Below are 22,234 nucleotides of genomic sequence, written 5' to 3'. Positions count from 1 at the left end.
CTTCCTTCTTTCACTTTTATTAGTAAACCGCCTAATATAATATCAAATATAAGCTGATATATCAATACTCCATTGAGAACGGATGATGTTTTTTTTGATGTTTTTTTATGAAAATTAATATTAGCAATGTAATCAATATTGCTGTTAATGCTCCAACACTATCAAGTATTACATCCTCAACCATGGGTGAACGTCCACCAGTCAATCCTTGATGGAATTCGTCAAAGGCAGCAAGCCCAGTTGCGACCATCCATGGAATAAAAATTTTTAATGCCACATTACCTTTAAAATAAGTGTATAAAGCTAAGCACAGCAATATTCCTAAGACAAAATATGTTCCGAAATGGGCGCCCTTTCTGATAAAGAATTCCAAAAAGTTGAAATATCCATCATTTTTCATTGATTGATATTTGTCGCCGTATTGGAATCCGATACCTTTCAATAAAGAATAAAACGGACGGCTATTTGACCCTAAATGACGCTCTAAAAATGGAATAGATGTTTGTTGTTTATAAGTCATTGATGAACTAATAAATAAAATTAGTTCCACGACTGCAGCACCTATCCAATACCATTTTTCTTGTAGTTTTAATTTTCTATCCATTGTCATTACTCCAATTGATTGATGCATTTAGTTTTTTCGCATCGTCAAAGTATGTTGAATGATATGAGGCATGAACTGCCCAATAATAAACAAATGTTGAGACCACTAAAATTATTACAAAGTCCATCGGATATCTGACCAATCCTAATCCACCAAAATCCTTGCCTCCAAGCCAAGAGATCACCGACAAGAATAATAATTGAAAAATCATCCAAAGGCTGGCATTCATTTTAGACTTAGCCTCTTTGAATCCACCTTTGTAATCAAATAACAAGTAGATAGGAAGTCCAATTATAATAATTGCAATAACTTCAACTGTAGTTGGAAACATTGTCCAATATATCGCTAAGCTGATCAAATCAAATGCCACTGGTGCTAAAATTTTCATCCCACGTACTTTCGTTGGTCGTTTGAAATCAGGTGCTAATTTACGAAGACTTCCAGCAACAACTGGTCCTGTCAATAATGAGATCATCATTGTTGCAGAGACAACCCGAGACAAGATTGACCAATTTTTGAATAACAATATCATGATAAAACTAATGAATAAATTAATTACTAGCGCTACACGTGGTGCGTTATGTGGATTGTCCATTTTAGCTACGATTTTAGGCATGTGACGGTTTCTTGGCATTGATGCTAATGACTTACCCGCTGACGCAGAAAACGCCATACCGCTCCCAAATGGAGATATGAAGGCAGTGAAATATATCAAGGTTGAAAGCCATGCAAGATTTAACATCATAGCTAAATCAGCGTATGGAGAATTGAAATTAATACTGCTCCAGCCTTTTGATACAACTGAGGTTGGTAATGATCCGATGAACACTACTTGTAACAAGATATAAATCACAGCACTAATTGACAATGAAATTACAATCCCCCTTCGTATATTGACGGAAGGATTTCTAATATCATTTCCTAAATTGATAAGTGTTTGAAAGGCCACATACGAGAAAATAACTCCTGCACTACTAATTGCCAAGAAAACTGAGGATGTTCCATTAGGCATGAATTCGTGCATATTTGTTCCTAGATTAGTGACGTCAAAATGTGCTGATATTAGAGCAATCATCGTTACTATCGGAACAAAAATTTTGAAGACAGAAATTACGTTATTGAACTTGGCCATTAATGTTACAGAAAAATAGTTGACGAATGTGAAGACGAATAGCATCACTGTCGCAGCCACAGTTCCAAGCATCGACAAATGATCTCCAGTCATCAAACTATTAGTCCATTTTGCCCAGGCCCATGGCCACGAACTCATGTATTGTACCGACGCAACCGCTTCAATTGGTAGAATTGCCAACAATGACAACCAGTTTGCCCAAGAAGACACGTGTCCTAAAAGGGATCCATGGGTATACATCGCAAACCTGCTCATTGCACCATCTTCAGGAAACATGGTTCCGATTTCGACATAGACTAATGCAATGATGAAAACTAAGATTGCCCCAATAATCCACGCCAAAATAGCTGCTGGACCAGCAACCTTCGCAGCTTGACTGGAGCCGAACATCCAGCCAGAACCGATGATCGCACTCAGGCCAAACATAACTGTCGAGAATAAACCTAACTTATTGTTCCTCAAACTTTCTCCCCCCAAATTCCCTTACTAAATTAAAAAAGAGTCTCCCTCAGAGGCTCTTTAATTGTGATTGGAAACTAAATTCCCTTATCCGCAATGATACAGTAATCTATATTTTTTCACAAATAATCAAAAAAAAAGATGCCCCTTTTACAGGACATCTTAAATTTAAAATTTATTCAACAGTAACACTCTTAGCAAGGTTACGAGGTTGGTCAACATTGTTTCCACGAGCCAAACTTGCATAGTATGCAATTAATTGTGCAGGAACAACACTAACGATTGGTGAAATCATTTCATTGATTTCAGGGATGATTACTTGGTCACCCTTTTCGGCGTATTTCTTGCTTGCAATAACTAAGACGTGAGCTCCACGAGCTGTAACTTCTTGGATATTACCACGAGTATGTGCAGCACCAATACCATCATTGATGTAAGCAAATACTGGAGTGTCTTTTTCAATAAGTGAGATTGTACCATGTTTCAATTCACCGGCAGCAAATCCTTCAGAGTGAATGTATGAAATTTCCTTCAACTTCAAGGCTGCTTCAAGTGAAAGTGCGTAGTCAATACCACGTCCAATATAGAATGCATCATTCTTACCAGTTAGGTAGTCATCTGCAATTTTATTAAATTTGTCTTTTTCATCAACAATTGTTTGAATTGCATTAGCAGCAAGTGCCAATTGACCTTGCAAATCAAGATCCTTAGCAGCTTTAACACCCTTCAATTCACCCATAGCTTTGGCAAGAACAGCTTCAACAGCAATGTTAGCTGTGTAAGCTTTTGTAGAAGCAACGGCAATTTCTGGACCAGCTAATAATTCCATTGTATATGTAGCTTCACGTGACAAAGTTGAGTTAGGAACATTTGTCATAGTCAAACTGTGGAAACCAAGTTCGTTAACTTTAACAAGAACTTGTCTACTATCAGCAGTCTCACCACTTTGTGATAGGAAGATAAAGAATGGTTTCTTTGAAAGTTTTGGCATGTGGTAACCAAATTCACTAGCAAGTTCAACATCAACAGGAACGTCAGCTAAGTTTTCAAAAATATCTTTACCAACTAATGCAGCATGGTAACTTGTACCAGCAGCAACGATGTATAGACGATCAGCATCAGCAACATCTTTCAACATCTTTTGGTCAACATTGATTTTCTTACCATCGAAGTAGTGTGATGAAATCTTTCTCATAACAGCAGGTTGTTCATCAATTTCCTTCAACATGAATGTGTCGTAAGTACCCTTTGAAATATCGCTGGCATCAAGTTCAACTCTGTATGAATCACGAGTAACTTTTTTACCATCAAGTGTACTGATATTAACGCTATCTTTCTTCAAGATAACAACTTCACCATCATGAATTTCAACGAAATCATGTGTGCTATCAAGCATAGCAAAGGCATCAGAACAAATAACGTTAAATCCTTTTCCTAAACCAATAAGTAAAGGACTCTTGTTCTTAGCAACAAAAATACGATCAGGTTCTTCTTTATCGATCATAGCAAATGCGTATGAACCTTCGATAAGTGAAAGAGCTTTTCTGAAGGCAGCTTCAGTTTCCATACCATCCTTAACAGCAAAGTAATCAACAAGTTGAACAGCAACTTCAGTATCAGTTTGACTGACAAAAGTTACGTCGCTCAAATACTTAGCCTTGAGGTCAGCATAGTTTGTAATAACACCATTGTGAACAAGGTAGAAACGGTTATCTGATGAGTAGTGAGGGTGAGCGTTAGCAACTGATGGCTCACCATGAGTAGCCCAACGAGTATGTCCAATACCAATATCACCAAGAACATCATCAGAAACCTCTTTTTCAAGATCACTGATCTTTCCAGTTTCTTTTACAAGGAAGTCCTTGCCTTTTTCATTATTTACATAAATTCCGGCTGAATCATAGCCACGATACTCTAATTTTTCAAGTCCATTTAATAAAATCTTAGTTGTATTATCGTTTCCAACAACTCCAACAATTCCGCACATAATTAGATCTCCTAAACTGGTATAGTTTATTTATTCATATTGGTATAGTTCTATTTGACAACCAATATTATTTTCGAACAATTACTACTGTACTAATTGACCGCGATTATGTCAATAATTTTTAACGTTTTTGTTAAATCATTAACAAAAGTGGTACAGGTGGTACATACCGATGTTGGTATTGGTATAACCATGATAGATTGATCTGATGTTTTTGGTTTGTAGTTATGGTTTGTTTTGAAAAGCACGGATGAAATAGTATTGCCTTCTTACAATAGCACTTCGGTTTTAAGAATCTACGCTTTTATTGTTTTAGTACTTATTTGAAAAGTTGGATTTAAAAATAGGATTTGCGGAGATTGCAGGTTTTGCGCTTTATTGCCGATTCCGAAAGGAAATCGATTTTTTGGCTGGAACGTGGTGAATCGACTTGAAGCTAATTGCAAAACCCGCAATCATCTCCAAGCTCGATTTTATTCTAAGTGTGCTTCGCGCACTAAGAATAACGCCACCACTGAGCCAAAATTGATTTCCTTTCTCCATCTAATAAAGTGTTAGACCTTTATCTCCGGATCCTATTTTGATCAACCAACTTTCAAATAAGAAAACAAGAAAAACAGATTTTTGAAAATCAAAGTTTGGGCTTCAATACTTTCTGCTCCGTTTCAATTTCCACCAGATACAGAGAATCCAAAAAAATCAAAACAAAAAAAGACCGTTCTTAATTAGATTTTTAAACTAATTTAAAACAGTCCACTAATTATACAAATTTAAATTTCAACAGCAAAACTAAGAAGATACGGAAAATACCCACCAACTAAGCATTAAATTGATGTTCAAACCTGGAGGGCAGGATTATACAATGCTCAGCCATGAAGTTCTACTTAGCCGGGGATGCCCCCGGGTTAGTAGAAGACTCAGGTTTGAGATTTTTTCGGTTTTTGAAAAAAGCTCAAACTGATGTCCATGGCGTTCCAGCGTTGTATAATCCCGCCCGGAAGGTTGGCAGTGAACATCCAAGACAAAATACTTAGAAACGCTTATTTTCCCATATCCTTCTTAACAACATCAGCGATTCTTTCGGTAAACTCGTTCACCTTTTCCTCAGTAGCAGCTTCACACATAACACGAAGCAAAGCTTCAGTACCGCTAGGACGAACAAGCACACGACCGTCTCCGTTCATTTCTTCTTCAACAACTTTGATGATATCTAAGATATCTTTGTGTTCTTTCCAGTTATTTTTGTCTGTAACTGGAATGTTAATTAAACGTTGTGGATAGATTTTTACTGGTGCAGCTAATTCTGACAAGCTCTTGCCTGTTTCTTTCATAACGTGTAGCAAGTGGATACCCGTTAGCATTCCATCACCGGTGTTCATGTATTCGAATAGGACAACGTGTCCTGATTGTTCTCCACCGATGTTGTAGTTATTTTCACGGATTGATTCTACAACGTGACGGTCTCCTACGGCTGTTTGTACGTATTTCATGTCATTGGCTTCGATGGCTTTGTAAAGTCCCATGTTGCTCATTACGGTCGTAACAATGGTATCTTTCTTTAATCTGCCACCATCGTGCATGTATTTACCTAAGATGAACATGATTTTGTCTCCATCGACAATTTCACCATTTTCATCTACGGCAATACAACGGTCTCCATCACCATCGAAAGCTAGTCCGGCAACTGCATCTGAATTCTTAACTTTTTCAGCTAATTGTTCTGGATGTGTTGATCCTACGTGATCGTTGATGTTAATTCCATCTGGATGTGATGCCATGATATCGAAGTCGGCATTTAAGTCGGCAAACAACGTGCTAGCTAATCTACTTGTTGAGCCATTGGCTGTATCTAAGGCAATGTTCATGCCACTTAGGTCATCTGAAACTGTTTGTTTCAAGAATTGTAGATACTTTTGTGCACCTTCTGGATAATCAGATACTGAACCTAATCCTTCAGCTGAAGGTCTTGGCAATGTATCTTCTTTTGCATCCAATAAAGCTTCAATTTCATCTTCAACATCATCAGGTAGTTTGTAACCATCTGATCCGAAAAATTTAATTCCGTTATCTGAAGCTGGATTGTGTGATGCGGAAATCATAATACCTGCATCGGCTGAAACTGCACGAACTAAATATGCGACTGCGGGTGTAGTTACAACGTTCAAATTAAGAACTTCGATACCGACAGACAACAATCCTGAAATCAAACTGTCTAATAACATTTGTCCTGAAATACGTGTATCTCTTGCTACTAATACACGTGGACGGCTATTTTCGTTTTGTGAGTGTTGAGTTAGAACATAACCACCAGCTCTACCTAATTTGAAAGCTAGTTCTGGTTTCAATTCTTTATTTGCGACACCTCTAACACCATCTGTTCCAAAATACTTAGTCATAAATATACTACCCCCAACGTTTAATCTTCGTTGTTATTTTCATTATTTTCTTCATTATTTGATGAGTTACTGTTGTTATTTCCATTACTGCTGTTGCTGTTGTTTCCATTATTCGTGTTTGATCCGTTATTTCCATTGTTTGACGTAGAGTTTCCATTGGAACTTCCGCCCGAGGAATTATTAACGGTGATATTGACCAACACCATGTCAGGATCTGAGGAACCGATTTGTCCCTTCAAAACGTCAGCAATATTGATGCTGTGCTTGGTATTACTAGTAACTCCAGAAATATCGACTGGTATATCAATCGAATCTCCAATCTCATCCAACTGTTTCTGAGTTCCAAAAACCATTATCGAGGAAGTATCAGAATTAAAGGAGAAACTCATTCCCGACGGTGAATTCCCCTGTTGGGTAAAATTTATGGACACCTTCTTACTTGGCAAGTTAATTGGAATTTTAACATGCACAGTTTGTGGGTCCAAGGTAACATTTAATGTCTTACCCTTCTTGTCCAAAGCTTGAACTAAAACTTCTTGATCAAAAGTAGTCTTAATGCCCTTAGGCAAAATTGGTTTAACAACTACTTTATCAATTTTCTTAATATCTGAAGCAGCTCCAGTTACTCGAACTGACTGTGGTGAAACTATTGGCTTACTTGCATCATATCCTGAAGCAAGTGAACTCTTACTGTATTCAACATCTACATCAAAAGTTTTTGAAACCTTCTTTTGAATATTAACCGTCACATACTTTGGTTTGATGTTATAGGTTAGTTCAGAATTCAGACCAGTTTGTTGAATCCTAACTTTGTGCTTACCTGGCAAATATTTTCTAAGATTAAGGAAAGTACTAAAGTTCTGAGTATTCTTAGTTGCTGTCACTAATGCTGAAGGACCTTCTATTGTGATTTTTACTGATTGAGGATAGCCAGTAATGTAATAGGCATCCGTGTTCGCTTGAATCTGCAACGGAACGGTCATTGTTGCCTTAGTGTTAACAGTTGATTGACTGGATTGGTTGGAATCCCTTGTCGAACCAACGCCTGGTGTACTTACCATAAAGAATAACCAGAGGGCACCACAGAGTGAAATGAACGCATAAAAGTAATTACTATTTATTATCTTCTTCATCATCTGAATCCCCTCCATTCTTACGACGTCTTATCCTAAAAATATCAGCAATCGAGTGGTTATCATGTTCATTGCTTTCGGAAAGTTGAGCGTTGAGATATTTCAAATAATCATCTCGCGACAAATCGAGCATCATGTGGCCATTTCTAGTAATCATGACACCACCAGTTTCCTCTGAAACAACAATTGTGATTGAATCAGTGACTTCACTGATTCCGACGGCAGCTCTGTGTCTAGTCCCTAGCTCTTTAGGAATAGTGTTGCTTTCAGAAAGAGGCAGATAAGCTGCAGCTACTGAAATTCGATTTTTTCGAATAATTACCGCCCCATCATGAAGCGGCGTATTCGGAATGAAGATATTAATCAAAAGCGCGCCGGTTACGTCAGCATCCAGATCAATACCAGTCTCGACGTATTCCTCAAGTCCAGTATTCATCTCCAAAGTAATTAATGCTCCGATTCGACGCTTACTCATATATTGAATAGCTTGGTCTAAACTTTCAATTAAATGATTTTTAGTCTTACCTTCCTCGTTACTTTTTGAACTGAAAAATGGCATTCGACCAAGATGTTCAAGTCCACGTCTAATTTCTGGTTGGAAGATAACCACGATAATGATTACTCCCCAATTAATAAGTTGATCCATTAAAAATGAAACAGTGTGCAAATTTAAGGCCCAACTAATAATTTTAATCAAAAATATTACAACGATACCTTTCAATAATTGAACCGCTTTGGTTCCGCGAATCATTGAAAGAACTTTATAAAGAACATACCAGACCACCAAAATATCGGCTAAATTAGCAAGGTTTTGCAATGTAAAAATATTGCTAGGTATTGAATTCATAATTTTTACCCCTCTTAGCTCGAAATCAATTATAGCAAATAATCAATATTATAAAAGGCTATTAATTCCTATTGAATGTCGTAATTAATAACTTCTTCGCTATAATTGATGTTCTTCCTCAACGTATTTGCAGTGGCACGACTGATTCTACCTTGCTCTAATAAATCTTGTACAAATGCCCGTTGATAGCTTAATGCGTTCACCTCAAGATTAACTCTTTCAATATTAAATTGCTCTGAACGGTTGCGGCGCTTGCCTTGAAGAAGTTCAAGACGTTCCTCGTAGTGACGTTCAAATAAGTAAAGAAGATTATCATAAACTCCATCACCATCAGTATTTTCGAGTTCACGAAGTTTTTCCAGTGCTCGTTTTGAACCGGCAATAGAAATTTGAATTGCCTCACGATTGTATGCGACAACTTCTTCTTTTTTAGTAAATGGAATATGAATAATTTTTGTTAACTCTTTAACTGTTCGACGGAAATAAGAAATAAAGAATTCGACAGACTGGTTATAAGAGTGTCTTACCAATCCTCGTTTATACTTCTCAATCCGTTTAACAGCGGTATCATATGCATCCTGAGAAATTTCATTTTTTTCAAATAAATCCTCAATTGCTTCAAGTTCACAATTGAAACAAATATCCCACAACTCAGCATCTTTCTTGCCTTTGATACGAGTCTTACTGATAGGATTTGGACCATCTGAATGAATCTGAATATTGTGTAAATTAAAAACGTATTCGGCAATAACCGTGGTGTAGACAGGATCTCGGTTATCCAAATTCTCATCACGTAACTTATTAATAGTTTTTTCGATGACGATTTTGTTTGCTGCATCAGCATCCAAATCAGTGGTCGTATCAACAACTTCTGTATCTTCAGCCTCATCATCAATATCGATATCATCGGTATTGATAGAATTACCACGATATGTGATAGGAGCAGTATTTTTGGTAATTAAAGGAATTAAAATTGTTGCTCCCAGCAAACTGAAGATAATTACAGTGCTGGCAATAAATAGAAGTAATGTTCTGGCTGGGAATGCTGCACCTGTCTTAGTTACAAATGGCAGTGAGAGAACACCAACCATTGTAACGGCACCTCTGACACCTGAAATACCAGACATCAAACAGTAGTAGAATCTTGCCCTTGAGAAGAAATTAAAACTTACTCGATCAGATCTTTCGAAGAAAGTTGAGTAGAAATAACTCCAAACAAATCTGATTACTACTAACATTACCCAGATTACAAAGGCAAATCCAACCGCTTTAAAAGTATTCATACTTTGATTATGAATTAGTTCCGCCATTGCGAAAGGTATTTCAATTCCAAGAAGGACGAACACGAATCCATTTAATAGGTACACGAGCATATCCCAAGTTCTTGAAGTTACCAATCGAATTTCTGGACTGAATGCCCCCGTTGTTCGACTTGATGAAATATTCATAATTCCGGCAATAACAACGGCTACAACACCAGATACGCCAAAAATATCTTCCGCCACATAATAAATAATGAATGGAATTAAAATTTGAATAATAGCATGAAGAATTGAATCATCAACACCTTGATTAATCAAATAAAGTCGAACTCCATTAAATATCCAAATCATTACGGCACCAACTAAAGCACCGACGATTGCAATATAGAAAAAATCAATTGTGGCACTTCTCAAAGAGAAGACACCTGTCACAGTTGCAGCGACAGCATACTTGAAACAGATAAGTCCTGATGCATCATTAATTAAACTTTCTCCACTAATAAGATGCATCAGTTTATCCGGTAGTTTAGCTTTTTTAGCAATTGACTGAACAGCAATTGGATCAGTTGGCGATAAGACAGCGACAAGTGTGAAAGCTGTAGCCCAAGGTAGACTTGGAACTAGCCACTTAACAACTGCACCACCAACAATAGTTGAAACGATAACTAGGATAATTGCATTCCCCATTATCGGACCTTTTAACTTCCACAGTTCTTTTTTCGGGAATCTGTTTCCATCATTGAACAAAATGGGCGCAATAAATACTAGCAAGAACCATTCAGTATTGACCACAATTTTTACATTAATTGCCAGTGCGGCAATTATACCAGCAGCAATCTGAATCAAACTTGCAGGAATAGAAACAAAGTAGTGACTAATTATGTTTGCCACAATTAATAATGAAATAATCAGAATGATTGTTTCAACTATTTGCACTGACTTCACCTACCCTATCTTCGCCAATAATTCTGACTTCAGTATGTAAATCTACGTCAAATTTTTCTTTAACTGTTTTTTGAATCAAATGAATCAAATTCATATAGTCTGTGGCAGTCGCATGGTTAATATTAACGATAAATCCAGCGTGCTTCTTTGAAACTTGAGCACCGCCGATAATCTTACCTTGCAAACCTGCTTTAATAATTAGTGGACCAGTGAAATGATGTGGTGGACGCTGGAAAACACTACCACATGAAGGATATTCAAGTGGTTGTTTGCTTGCACGCATCTCGTTAAGCTCGTCCATTTTGTTTTGGATTTTTTCCTTATCGCCAGCGTGCAATGCAAATGTCGCACTAATAACAATCCCACCATTAGTTTGAATAATGCTGTGGCGATAATCGAACTTCATTTCGTCGAAAGTAAATTGCTTGATTTCACCGTTTGGCATAAGAACTTCTGTAGATTCGAAACAATCTCTGATCTCACCGCCATAGGCTCCAGCATTCATAAATACCGCACCACCGACACTACCAGGAATTCCCGCAGCAAACTCTAGACCGGATAGACCAGCCTTTTGAGCGGCCTTAGTTGCATCAACAATTGTTGCGCCCGCTTCAGCTGTTACGGAATTATCATGCACCTCAATCTTATTGAAGTTTGGAAGAATAATTACAATTCCTCTAATGCCACCATCTTTAATAATTAGGTTGCTAGCATTTCCGATAACTGTAATTTTGACGTCATTTTGTCGCGCCGTGTTAACAATTTCAACTAGCTCTTCACGAGTTTTTGGGAAAGCTAGAACATCGGCGTTACCGCCAGTTTTTGTGAATGTATATTTACTTAAAGGTTCATCTGTTTTAAATTCAATATTGGGTAAATCATTAATTGGAAATTTCAATTTTTTTATCATCCTTAGTGTACATAGACTAACTATAATTTTATCATATAGTGTAAGAGTTAACGAATAATCGAGCACACGGAACATGTTATTATTATCCTTGGAGGATTTGTTATGAAACTTATATCTTGGAACGTGAACGGACTTCGTGCCGTTGTAAAACATGATTTTAAAAATATCTTTGATCAATTGGATGCTGATATTTTTTGTATTCAAGAAACAAAACTACAAGAAGGCCAAATTGATTTGGAACTACCTGGGTACCACCAATACTTCAATTATGCTGAAAAAAAAGGTTATTCTGGTACAGCAATTTTCACCAAAACTGAACCACTAAATGTTACCTATGGTCTTGAAGATGAAGACTTCAACCACGAGGGTCGGACAATAACTTTAGAATATCCCGATTTCTATATGATTACTAGTTACACACCTAATTCACAACAAAAATTGAAGAGAATCGATTTCCGAATGGGTTATGACGATGTTCTTTGGGCTCACATGCAAAAACTTTCCAAGGACAAACCAGTTGTTTTGTGCGGTGATCTAAATGTTGCGCACAATGAAATTGATATTAAAAATGATAAGACTAACCATCAAAATCCTGGATTTTCCGACCAAGAAAGAGCAAAATTCAGTGAATTGCTAGATTCTGGATTTACCGATAGCTTCCGTTATATGCACCCTGATGAAGTTAAATATTCTTGGTGGAGTTATCGTTTCAATGCTCGTCAAAATAATGCTGGTTGGAGAATTGACTACTTCGTTGTTTCTAATAATGGAAAAGATATGATTCAAAATGCTGACATCTTAAACGACGTTTATGGCTCTGACCACTGTCCAGTTGAATTAGATTTAGATATTAAGGAGAAATAATCAATGAATTTTGTTGCTATGGATTTCGAGACCGCCAATGGTCATCGAACAAGTGCTTGTTCCCTTGCACTTGTGCTCGTTCGCGAAAGTAAAATTGTGGAAAGCTTTTATACACTCATCAATCCACAGGAAAACTTTAGCCCACGAAATATTCAAATTCACCATATTCGACCAAGTGATGTTGCTGATGCACCAACATTTGATCAAGTTTGGCCACACATTGAGACCTTGTATGACAGCTCTCATTTAGTTGCTGCTCACAATGCTAGTTTTGATAACAGTGTTTTGAAAGGTACATTAAGTAATTACGGAATTTATCCACCAAAGTTTTTAACAATTGATACCGTTAGAACTAGTCGTAAATTTTATCCACAATTACCAAATCACAAATTGGACACCGTTTCTCAAGGACTCAATATTGAATTAAATCATCATCACAACGCACTAGCAGATTCCATTGCCTGTGCCGAAATTTTGATTAAAACCGAACAACAATTTGGCGCCGACCAATTAAAAAAGATGGTTAAGCTAACTAGCTAAACCATCTTTTCCATTATTATAGTTTTATGTTTTTCTGACCTAGTTGCAAATCCATGTGCTTCATACAAATGGATTGCGGCTGGGTTATTTTTGTACACTTCAAGTGAAACTTTTTTGATAGGACTTTCTTTGGCATAAGCCAGAATATCTTCAGTCAAATAAGAACCGACACCATTATTCCAAAAATCTTTTTCAACGACAATTCCGAATTCGGATTCAAATTCATCAAGCTGTTCTAATCTAGAAAAGCCAATGATTTCATCCCCCAGAATTGCCAACATCAATTCATCATGAGCTGAATTATAAATTTCATCCAAGGATAGTCGTTCATCATCTTCCGTGACATTATCAGTAACATCATGCTCAATAAATGAACTTTCGGTACTAACTTTATTTAAAAAGTCGATTAACTTTTGGGCATCATCGGGAATAGCCTCCCGAATAATTAATTCTTCGCTCATAAAATTTCTCCGAAGTTTCTACTTTCGTACTTGTCACCATGTAATTTCACAGTGATTTTACGATCATCTTCACCGTCACGTTTGACGTTAACTGAGATATGGTCGTCAGGTACTTCATCTTTAATAAACTGTGGCCATTCGACAACAGTCACACCGTTACCATGAAAATATTCGTCAAATCCTAAATCTTCATCAGGATTATTTTCCAAACGATATGCATCCATGTGATAAAGTGGCAAGTTGCCATCTTGATACTCGCGAATGAGTGTAAAAGTTGGACTCTTAACATTCTTGGCAATGCCTAAACCTCTAGCCAATCCACGGGTAAAAGTAGTTTTACCAACGCCAAGGTCGCCATTCAATAAAATGACATCCCCCGCCTGGACTAAACTAGCAAACTTCTTACCGAATTCTTCAGTCTCTTGATATGAATGAGTTTGTAAATTATATTCTTGCATAGTCTCCCTCAAAAAATAAAATTAAAGTGCTAGGGCAGCTGTTAAGATTGACAACTTGTAAACATCATCAGCATTGCATCCACGTGAAAGATCAGAGATTGGCTTGTCGAGACCTAATAGAATAGGACCAACGGCATCAAAGCCACCAAATCTTTGAGCAATCTTGTAACCAATATTTCCGGCTTCAAGTTCTGGGAATACGAACACATTAGCATTTCCGGCAACTTTTGAACCAGGTGCTTTTTGCTTACCAACTGATGGAACGAAGGCGGCATCAAATTGGAGTTCACCATCAATAGGAATTTCTGGTGCTAATTCTTGCGCAACCTTAGTAGCTTCAGCAACTTTAGTTACTTCATCACTCTTGGCACTACCTTTAGTTGAGAAACTTAACATAGCAACCTTAGGATCGATGTCGAATAACTTAGCTGATTTAGCAGCTTGAACTGCAATTTCACCTAATTCTTGAGCGTTAGGATTAATGTTGATGGCACAATCTGAGAACAAGTATCTCTCGTCACCCTTTTGCAAAACGAAAGCACCACTAATTCTTGAATTACCTGGTGCAGTTTTAACAATTTGCAATGCAGGACGAACAGTATCACCAGTTGAGTGAACTGATCCAGAAACCATTCCGTCTGCCTTATCAAGATATACTAGCATTGTTCCAAAGTAATTGTTATCTTCAAGCATTTTTTCAGCTTGTTCTTTAGTATTCTTACCCTTACGACGTTCAACAAAGGCATTAACCATGTCTTCAAATTCAGAATATGTTTTAGGATTGATGATTTGAATGTCAGCTAAATCTAATGAATTATCAGCAGCAACATTTTTAATTTCTGTTTCATCACCAAGCAAAATTGGTTTAAGAATGTTTTCACTGTTTAATTTACTAGCAGCCTCTAATATTCTAGGCTCGTCACCTTCTGGGAAAACAACTGTTAAGTTCTTCCCATCAATCTTTTGTTTCAAACTATCAAATAAATCCATTATCATTCCTCCATTTCATCGACAACCGTTGGTAATTGCCAATTGATTACCCTTTCATTGTATCGTAAAAGCGCTTTATTTGTTTGAGAAAATGGTTTTGATCCGAAAAAACCATGATATGCAGATAATGGACTTGGATGTACAGAACTAATAATTGTGTTCTTGGACGTATCAATTAGAGAACTTTTCGACTTGGCAGCGTTACCCCAAAGAATGAATACGACTCCACCTTTTTTTGATAAAGCTGAAATTGCATAATCAGTCAATTGTTCCCAACCTTTCCCACGATGAGAATATGCTTGACCCCTTCTAACCGTTAAAACCGAGTTGAGCAACAAGACACCTTGATCAGCCCAAGCTTTCAAATAACCGTGATTGACCGGTGTACATCCCACATCACTTTGTAATTCTTTATAGATATTTCGAAGTGATGGTGGCAACTTCACACCTGGGCTGACTGCAAAACTACATCCAATTGCCTGGTTGGGTTCGTGATAAGGATCTTGTCCCAAAATAACTACCTTAGTATCAGAATAAGAGGTCCATTGAAATGCTTGGAAAATTTCGTACATATTAGGATAAATAGTTTGGGTTTCATATTCTTCTTTTAAGAATTCATGAAGTTTAAGGTAGTATTCTTGGTCAAACTGGTCAGATAAGACTTGTTGCCAATCATTTTCAATTAAAGTTTTCATATAAAACACACCTAACTAATTTAATTTTTTTTATAAAAAATATGTTAACATGCAATTATAAGTTAATAGTACGGAGGTTTGCCCTATGATTAAAATCATCGCATCCGACATGGATGGGACCTTATTAAATGACGAAATGATGATTTCGCAAAATAATATAGATACAATAAATAATGCCACGGCTAATGGGATTGATTTTTTGATTGCATCTGGAAGACAACTTGATGAGGCCAAGCCCTTCCTGATGAATAAATTTCATCCTGGTTACATCACATTAAACGGTGCCGAAGTTTATAACAAAGATGAACAATTAGTTTCCAGTAACCCCATTTCAACAAAAAGTGTTAAACAAATAACCGACTACTTGCGAGAAAACAATTTATATTTCGAGCTTATCACTGATAAGGGTGTTTTTTCCAATAGTCTGGCAAAAAGAACTACTAGTATCGCCGAGTTGTTGAACATCTTAAATCCGACAACCACATACGATAAGGCACTCGCTGACACTAAAGAAATTTTGAAACATGCCAAAACTATTTACGTTGACAATTATGACGAAATATTGAATAATCCTGATACAAAAGTTATGAAGTTGTTAGCTTTCGACAAGCGCCAACAAGAAGTTTTCAAACCTTTGCGTGAGGATTTGAAGTCGATAGATGATATAGTTATTACATCATCTTCACCAAATAATATTGAAATTAATAGTATTAATGCTCAAAAAGGTATCGCCCTCATGGAATACGCCAAACAAAAAGGTGTTAAGCCAGAGGAAGTTATGGCTATCGGTGATAATTTGAATGACCTATCTATGATCAAAGCAGCCGGTATTGGTGTGGCGATGAAAAACGCCGTTCCAAAGATTGCTGAAGTTGCTGATGAGCAGACTGATTCAAATGTTAACGATGGTGTTGCCAAGATTATTAATAAAGTAATTAAAAATAATAAAGCCGTGGGTAATCGTCAATGAATTTATATATTCGGACAGCGGATCTGTTATCTGGGAACGTCATGGTCATTTCTGATAAGAACAAGGAAACTGTTTTTATCGCCAGCCGTGACAAGGAAAATCCTTTCTTGATCCAACTGTTTAATAGATTGAATGAAAAAGTTGCCGAAATTAAATTAAAAAATAGCTTTTTAAAAATATTTTCGATTGAAGTTAATGGTCAAGAAGTCGCAACCATTAATACAATTCCGATGGTCGAAGTGAAATACGTCCATATCGGCATCCTTAATTGGAATATTATGGGAAACATCCCCATGTCCAATTATCACGTAAAAAGCAAACACGAAATCGTTATGGAAGTTTGTCCGATGATATTAAGTCTGGGACAGCCAGGTATTCAGTTAATCATCAATAACATCGATGATTTGGAATGTGGAACGCTCATTGCTATCTTCCTTAACAAGTATATAAAGTTACCTGGAAAACCCTTAGATGACTCATTATCAGGCTTACATGGCCATCGAGGATTGTCATATTTGAATTTTAAGAATAAATAAATGGAGATATCCGCTAAGGACATCTCCATTTTTGAATTATATAGCTTGGTTAGCTGCTTCTCTAGTTAAATCAAATTGCATATGATCATACAAATGACTGCCAATATACAATTGACCAACCTTTTGAAAACCAACCTTATCGTAAACATGTTTAGCAGGAGCATTGTCGACATCGACATTTAAACTCAGAACCTTTTCCCCACTATTTCTGATCAAATCGATGAAACCCTTCAAAGCACGAGTTCCAATCCCCTGATTTTGAAATTCCGGTGCAACGGCGAATGAATCTAAGTACCATTCTCCCGGCCAAGCTTCTTTGTCCGGAAACAACGAATCCTGTTTGATACCATGTTTTCTCATAATTTTTAGTAGAGGCACATCAATTTCGTCTTCTTCTTCCTCAGAATAACTAATTGCAATAGCAGCAATCTTATCGTGAATCTCATTAACAAGAATGTGATCCAATCCGTAACGATATTCAGGAAGTGAAAAGCCTTCTTTGATGACTTTAGCCATCTCATCGTTACCTACTTCTTTAAAAACATCCAATTCCATTTCATCGAATATTTGGAAAAGAGTAGGCAGTATCTGTTCGGCGTCGTCCTCTTTAGCATTTCTAAACATTATTTCACCTCGTATATCATGATACATTAAATCATTGTATTTACAAAATGAATGCGTACTAAAAGCCAGATATTGACACATATCTGGCTTATTTAGCAATCCTATTTATTTCCTCGACAAGGTCAGAAAATATACACCGTCCTATTTTTTTGGTGAGACATCCCTGCCTTATCTCACTTCAATAGAATAATTGATAATCGAATTGTATATAATTGACAAAAAATCATTTATGTTCAAAAATTGGACAGTTTTAGATTTCTGTATATAAAGCTTTCTTGTATTGCTTGATAACTTTGCCTTGTTCATGAAGTTGCGTAATTACTTCATCACGATTGGCACGGAACTTTGACTCAAACCAAGTTCGTAATACGAAGGTAACTCCACTCATTAGGTGGCGTTGATTTTCATCTAATTTGTTTAACGGAATTTCATGATTATTGAATGCATCGGCAAACATATTGATTAAATAATTTTCACGATGCATGAATTCATTTAAATGGTATAGATTTAAACACAAAACTCGATTAAGTAAAATAAAATCTATTGAAGCAATAACAATATCATCGTATGACTGGCAATCAACGATAATTCTTGGGATTACGACTTCTTCAAAGTAGCACTGATATAGTTCATCAATATATTCAAAATGGTTATAAACCGTGCTACGACTATACCCAGATGCCTTAATTAAATGGGTCACAGTATATTTGTCTAATATTTTAATTGAGAGTTCATCTTCCAGCGTAACGATAAGTTGGCCACGGGCCAATAGTTTTTTATTCGCCATAGGTGTATCTTATCATATCATTAGAAAATACCTATGTTTTTAACTCAAAAAAACGCGATCAAGCGAGTTTTCCTAATAACGTACTTTAGTAGCACGTTGGATTTCTCTTTCTTGATCACGTTTTTTAATTGTCTCACGTTTATCGTATTGTTTCTTACCTTCAGCCACCCCAATTAGAACTTTGGCAAAACCATTTTTAAGATAAACTTTCAATGGGATTACGGTAATTCCTTTTTCTTGAGTGTTTCCAGCGATACGACGTATTTCTTTCTTATGAAGCAGTAGTCGACGATTTCTAAGTGGGTCATGGTTAAATTGATTACCTTGATCGTAAATTGCAATATTTACGTTCTCAAGCCACATTTCGCCATTTCTTGCTTGGACGAATCCGTCTTTGATATTCATTTTTCTAGCTCGAATTGATTTGATCTCAGTTCCAGTTAGTTCAATACCAGCTTCGTAAGTTTCGAGGATGTTGTAATCATGTCTCGCCTTACGATTGGTTGCTACTTCATTAGCAGATTTTTCATGATGTTTTTTCACGGTTCATCACCTGCTTTCGTATTTACCATGTTTCTTGTTGTTATCATTTGAACGGCCATGTCCGCCACCACGGCTACCATTTCCACCTTTACCACGGAAAGTGCTACGTGAGTGGCTGGCACGACGCTTCTTGAACTCTTCTTCACGCTGCTTAGCTTTTTCGGCTTCTTCGGGTGAAAGAACACGCTCAAAATCGATCTTACGTTGTTCGGCGTCAGCTCTGATCAACTTAACTTTGATTGGTTGACCAACTTTGAAAATCTTACCAGTACTACGACCGTGCATTGACATGCTCTTCTCGTCGTATTCGTAATAATCATCCTTCATATTTGAGATATGAATTAGACCTTCAACAGTATTATCCAATTGAATGAACATACCGAAGCTAGTTACTGAACTAACGACAGCATCAAACTCTTCGCCAACTTTGTCAGCCATATATTCAGTCTTCTTCAAATCATCAACAGCACGTTCGGCGTCGATTGATTTACGTTCACGACTAGATGTATGTTCAGCAATTGGTTGAAGTTTGCCGCCCCACTTCTCTTTTTCCTTATCAGTAAAGCCATTTTCAGCATAACTGTGGATCATTCTGTGAACGATCAAGTCAGGATAACGTCTGATAGGTGAAGTAAAGTGAGTGTAGTATTTAGCAGCTAAACCAAAGTGACCTAGGGCTTCGTCAGAATATCTAGCTTGTTGCATACTTCTCAACAACATAATTGTAACAACAGCTTCTTCAGGAGTATCAGTTACTTCTGATAGAACGCTTTGGAACATCTTAGGATTGATATCTTTCAAGTTACCGTGGACATCCACGCCAATAGCAGCAGCGAATTCGAAGAAGTTCTTAACCTTTTCTTCGTCTGGCTTTTCGTGGACACGGTACAAGAATGGGACATGCTTCAGGTTATAGTTCTTAGCAACCGTTTCATTGGCAGCCAACATGAATGATTCAATCATTCTTTCAGAAACGCCACGGTTTCTGAGTTTAATATCGATAGGCTTACCATTCTCGTCAACAATGATTTGAGCTTCAGTTTCTTCAAAGTCAATTGCGCCACGTTCATGACGTTTGTTGAATAAAATTTTGTGCAACTCGGCCATATCTGTGAGCATTGGAACTAGGTCAGCATATTCTGCTGTGAGTTCGGCGTCACCTTTGAGGATTTCGTTAACATTGTTGTAAGTCATACGGTACTTAGATTGAATAACACTTGGGAAGATATCGTAGTTGATAACTTCGCCTTGACCAGTGATTTCCATATCACAAGTAAGTGCCAATCTGTCTTCACCGGGATTCAATGAACAAATTCCGTTGGAAAGTCTGAATGGCAACATTGGAATAACACGGTCAACTAAATAAGTACTTGTTCCACGAGCATAAGCTTCCTCATCAATAGCTGAACCTTCAGTGACATAGTGAGTAACATCGGCGATGTGAACGGCAAGATGGAAGTTGCCACTGGAAAGTTTTTCAACTTCCACGGCATCATCGAAATCTTTTGAGTCATCCCCATCGATTGTGATAACTGTGTCCTTTGTCAAGTCTTTACGTCCAGCACGGTCGGCTTCAGTAACATGATCAGGAATCTTTTCAGCAGCTTGTAGTACGTCCTTGGGAAATTCAGGATTAATATCGTTATCCAAGACAATAGAAATAATATCAACACCAGGATCATTTTTATTACCAATGATTTCTAGAGCTGTACCTTCCATACTTGCTGGATGTTCGTCAGATGGATATTCCTCAATTGAAACTTGGACCATATCACCCATTTGTGGGTGAAGTCCCTTATCAGAAATGAAAATCATGTATGAAGCTAAACGCTTTTCATGACTTTGAACATATCCAAAGTGACCCGTCTTTTTAACTTGAGCGTCACTATATGGATGGAATTCACCAACAATTTTATCAATTGAACGTTCAATAATTTTGGTAATCTTTGCTTCTGGACCCTTGTCATCCCAAGGATTTGAAGGCTTGGTAATTTGAATCTCAACAGTATCGCCATTTACGGCATGCAAAGTATGGTCTCTAGTAATGAAAGCGTCAGGATCAACTTCGTCATATCTAACGAAGCCAAATCCTTTTTCATTAGCCTTAAAGACACCCTCTAATACTTGAGTTTGTTGAGTCATCTTGAACTCGTCTTTGTTAGTAAGCGTAATTTTACCCTCACCTTCAAGGACAGCCAAAGCTTTAACAACACGTTTAAAGGCAGATGAGCCATGCATTCTTAACACATCTTCAACTTGCTCAGAAGTGTATCGTCTATCCGGATTGCTTCTGAAAAATTCCAGAATATCTGAAATTAATTTATTTTCTTTATCAGGCATTTGTTTCCTCAATTTTTTCTAAAAAGTTTAATACATCTGTTTGTAAATCTTTATGAGCTGTATTAATAGTTAACACGTGACCGGCATCATAGAAGTGAAGGTCAGCGTTTTTTACGTCATCGGCAACTTTATTAGCACCGTTTTTATCTACCATATCATCGTGAGTTCCTTGTCCAATGAAGTATGGCTTATTTATATTTTTCAAATTGGCAGTAACGTCAGTTGTCTCTGTCAAAATTGAATCTAAGAACCCATCGATTTTTTGATCTATAGTCTGAAGTTTAGCTTGGATTTGATCCTCACTAATTTCGTTCAATTCGTACACTTTTTGAGAATATATCAAAAACGCATCACGAATATTTTTGAAACTAGTGTTGTACAAAGGAGAACCAAATGTTCCTCCAGCAATAACTTCAGGACATTCTTCGACTGCTTTTGTTGCAAAGATTGCTCCAAGCGATAGTCCAAAAAAGTAGAATTCTGTTTTACCTTGAGACTTTAAGAAGTCCAAAGCTTCTTCAGCTTGTTTCCACCATGCATCAGGCCCACCTTGTTCAATTATATCTAGTGGTTCTCTAGTGCCATGTCCAGCAAACATTGGTGCATAAGCGGAATACCCATTTCTTTGCAAAAATCGACCGAGAAGTCGCATGTCATTTGGTGTTCCCGATAATGAGTGCAACAAAACGACTGCTTTTGGTCCATCATTCTCAAAATAAAAAGGTTTAGGTGCAATTATTTTCATAAAAAT

Annotated in this window: 21 protein-coding genes; 4 read left to right on the top strand and 17 right to left on the bottom strand. The window is 37.0% G+C overall.

Features of this window, described 5'->3' with window-relative positions; translation table 11 throughout:
* Nucleotides 1–61: 61 nt before the first annotated feature.
* The 8 genes from ABM34_RS12430 to murB form a co-directional block, all read right to left on the bottom strand.
* The gene (locus ABM34_RS12430; RefSeq protein ID WP_048706181.1) at nt 62–604 is read right to left on the bottom strand and encodes a VanZ family protein; all 543 of its coding nucleotides are present in this window, start codon (nt 602–604) and stop codon (nt 62–64) included.
* Nucleotides 597–2,198 (bottom strand): APC family permease, encoded by a 1,602-nt coding sequence (locus ABM34_RS12425; protein ID WP_083988320.1) that lies wholly within the window; start codon nt 2,196–2,198, stop codon nt 597–599. Before ABM34_RS12425 ends, ABM34_RS12430 begins: the two co-directional genes overlap by 8 nt.
* A 172-nt stretch (nt 2,199–2,370) precedes the next feature.
* Entirely contained in the window at nt 2,371–4,182 is a 1,812-nt protein-coding gene (gene glmS / locus ABM34_RS12420) for a glutamine--fructose-6-phosphate transaminase (isomerizing) (protein WP_048706179.1), read from the bottom strand.
* 1,040 nt (nt 4,183–5,222) lie between these two features.
* Entirely contained in the window at nt 5,223–6,578 is a 1,356-nt protein-coding gene (gene glmM / locus ABM34_RS12415) for a phosphoglucosamine mutase (protein ID WP_048706177.1), read from the bottom strand.
* 20 nt (nt 6,579–6,598) lie between these two features.
* Nucleotides 6,599–7,714, bottom strand: coding sequence for a CdaR family protein (locus tag ABM34_RS12410; RefSeq protein ID WP_048706176.1), 1,116 nt, complete (start codon nt 7,712–7,714; stop codon nt 6,599–6,601).
* On the bottom strand, nt 7,692–8,558 hold the full coding sequence (cdaA, locus tag ABM34_RS12405; protein ID WP_048706174.1) for a diadenylate cyclase CdaA: 867 nt from the start codon (nt 8,556–8,558) through the stop codon (nt 7,692–7,694). The genes ABM34_RS12410 and cdaA overlap by 23 nt, the downstream gene beginning before the upstream one ends.
* 68 nt (nt 8,559–8,626) lie before the next feature.
* Nucleotides 8,627–10,756, bottom strand: coding sequence for a cation:proton antiporter (locus tag ABM34_RS12400; RefSeq protein WP_048706173.1), 2,130 nt, complete (start codon nt 10,754–10,756; stop codon nt 8,627–8,629).
* Complete coding sequence (gene murB / locus ABM34_RS12395; RefSeq protein ID WP_048706586.1) at nt 10,743–11,675, bottom strand: UDP-N-acetylmuramate dehydrogenase; 933 nt, start codon at nt 11,673–11,675, stop codon at nt 10,743–10,745. The genes ABM34_RS12400 and murB overlap by 14 nt, the downstream gene beginning before the upstream one ends.
* Nucleotides 11,676–11,777: 102 nt before the next feature.
* Between murB and ABM34_RS12390 the strand changes: the two genes are divergently transcribed.
* Together ABM34_RS12390 and ABM34_RS12385 are read left to right on the top strand one after the other, a co-directional pair.
* The gene (locus ABM34_RS12390) at nt 11,778–12,539 is read left to right on the top strand and encodes an exodeoxyribonuclease III (RefSeq protein WP_048706171.1); all 762 of its coding nucleotides are present in this window, start codon (nt 11,778–11,780) and stop codon (nt 12,537–12,539) included.
* Nucleotides 12,540–12,542: 3 nt separating this feature from the next.
* The gene (locus tag ABM34_RS12385) at nt 12,543–13,079 is read left to right on the top strand and encodes a 3'-5' exonuclease (protein ID WP_048706169.1); all 537 of its coding nucleotides are present in this window, start codon (nt 12,543–12,545) and stop codon (nt 13,077–13,079) included.
* Here the strand turns inward: ABM34_RS12385 and ABM34_RS12380 are convergent.
* From ABM34_RS12380 to ABM34_RS12365, 4 genes are read right to left on the bottom strand one after another with little or no spacing between them, the layout of a single operon-like run.
* Nucleotides 13,076–13,540 (bottom strand): GNAT family N-acetyltransferase, encoded by a 465-nt coding sequence (locus tag ABM34_RS12380; protein WP_048706168.1) that lies wholly within the window; start codon nt 13,538–13,540, stop codon nt 13,076–13,078. The genes ABM34_RS12385 and ABM34_RS12380 overlap by 4 nt on opposite strands.
* Nucleotides 13,537–13,998: a tRNA (adenosine(37)-N6)-threonylcarbamoyltransferase complex ATPase subunit type 1 TsaE gene (tsaE, locus tag ABM34_RS12375; RefSeq protein ID WP_048706166.1), complete on the bottom strand. Its 462-nt coding sequence runs from the start codon at nt 13,996–13,998 to the stop codon at nt 13,537–13,539. Before tsaE ends, ABM34_RS12380 begins: the two co-directional genes overlap by 4 nt.
* Nucleotides 13,999–14,019: 21 nt before the next feature.
* Complete coding sequence (pta, locus tag ABM34_RS12370) at nt 14,020–14,988, bottom strand: phosphate acetyltransferase (RefSeq protein WP_048706164.1); 969 nt, start codon at nt 14,986–14,988, stop codon at nt 14,020–14,022.
* Nucleotides 14,989–14,990: 2 nt separating this feature from the next.
* A complete protein-coding gene (locus ABM34_RS12365; RefSeq protein ID WP_048706163.1) occupies nt 14,991–15,683 on the bottom strand; it encodes a uracil-DNA glycosylase in 693 nt (230 codons plus the stop codon).
* A gap of 85 nt (nt 15,684–15,768) precedes the next feature.
* On the opposite strand from ABM34_RS12365, the gene ABM34_RS12360 reads away from it, so the two are divergent.
* Together ABM34_RS12360 and ABM34_RS12355 are read left to right on the top strand one after the other, a co-directional pair.
* On the top strand, nt 15,769–16,653 hold the full coding sequence (locus tag ABM34_RS12360) for a Cof-type HAD-IIB family hydrolase (RefSeq protein WP_048706161.1): 885 nt from the start codon (nt 15,769–15,771) through the stop codon (nt 16,651–16,653).
* Nucleotides 16,650–17,189 carry an LURP-one-related/scramblase family protein gene (locus tag ABM34_RS12355; RefSeq protein ID WP_048706160.1) on the top strand — a complete coding sequence of 180 codons (540 nt, stop codon included), beginning with the start codon at nt 16,650–16,652 and terminating at the stop codon, nt 17,187–17,189. The genes ABM34_RS12360 and ABM34_RS12355 overlap by 4 nt, the downstream gene beginning before the upstream one ends.
* A 36-nt stretch (nt 17,190–17,225) precedes the next feature.
* Here ABM34_RS12355 and ABM34_RS12350 read toward each other — a convergent pair whose 3' ends face one another.
* The 5 genes from ABM34_RS12350 to ABM34_RS12330 form a co-directional block, all read right to left on the bottom strand.
* A complete protein-coding gene (locus ABM34_RS12350; RefSeq protein WP_048706159.1) occupies nt 17,226–17,813 on the bottom strand; it encodes a GNAT family N-acetyltransferase in 588 nt (195 codons plus the stop codon).
* Nucleotides 17,814–18,063: 250 nt separating this feature from the next.
* Nucleotides 18,064–18,600 carry a TetR/AcrR family transcriptional regulator gene (locus ABM34_RS12345; protein ID WP_048706157.1) on the bottom strand — a complete coding sequence of 179 codons (537 nt, stop codon included), beginning with the start codon at nt 18,598–18,600 and terminating at the stop codon, nt 18,064–18,066.
* A 72-nt stretch (nt 18,601–18,672) separates the two neighbouring features.
* The gene (gene smpB, locus ABM34_RS12340; RefSeq protein ID WP_048706155.1) at nt 18,673–19,143 is read right to left on the bottom strand and encodes an SsrA-binding protein SmpB; all 471 of its coding nucleotides are present in this window, start codon (nt 19,141–19,143) and stop codon (nt 18,673–18,675) included.
* Nucleotides 19,144–19,149: 6 nt separating this feature from the next.
* A complete protein-coding gene (gene rnr, locus ABM34_RS12335) occupies nt 19,150–21,483 on the bottom strand; it encodes a ribonuclease R (RefSeq protein ID WP_048706154.1) in 2,334 nt (777 codons plus the stop codon).
* Entirely contained in the window at nt 21,476–22,228 is a 753-nt protein-coding gene (locus ABM34_RS12330; RefSeq protein ID WP_048706152.1) for an alpha/beta hydrolase, read from the bottom strand. The genes rnr and ABM34_RS12330 overlap by 8 nt, the downstream gene beginning before the upstream one ends.
* Nucleotides 22,229–22,234: the final 6 nt, after the last annotated feature.

Origin of the sequence: Companilactobacillus ginsenosidimutans (assembly GCF_001050475.1) — a bacterium.
In the GTDB taxonomy this organism is placed as follows: domain Bacteria; phylum Bacillota; class Bacilli; order Lactobacillales; family Lactobacillaceae; genus Companilactobacillus; species Companilactobacillus ginsenosidimutans.
Note: the sequence above shows the minus strand (reverse complement) of the source record. Positions and strands in the feature narration are given on the sequence as shown.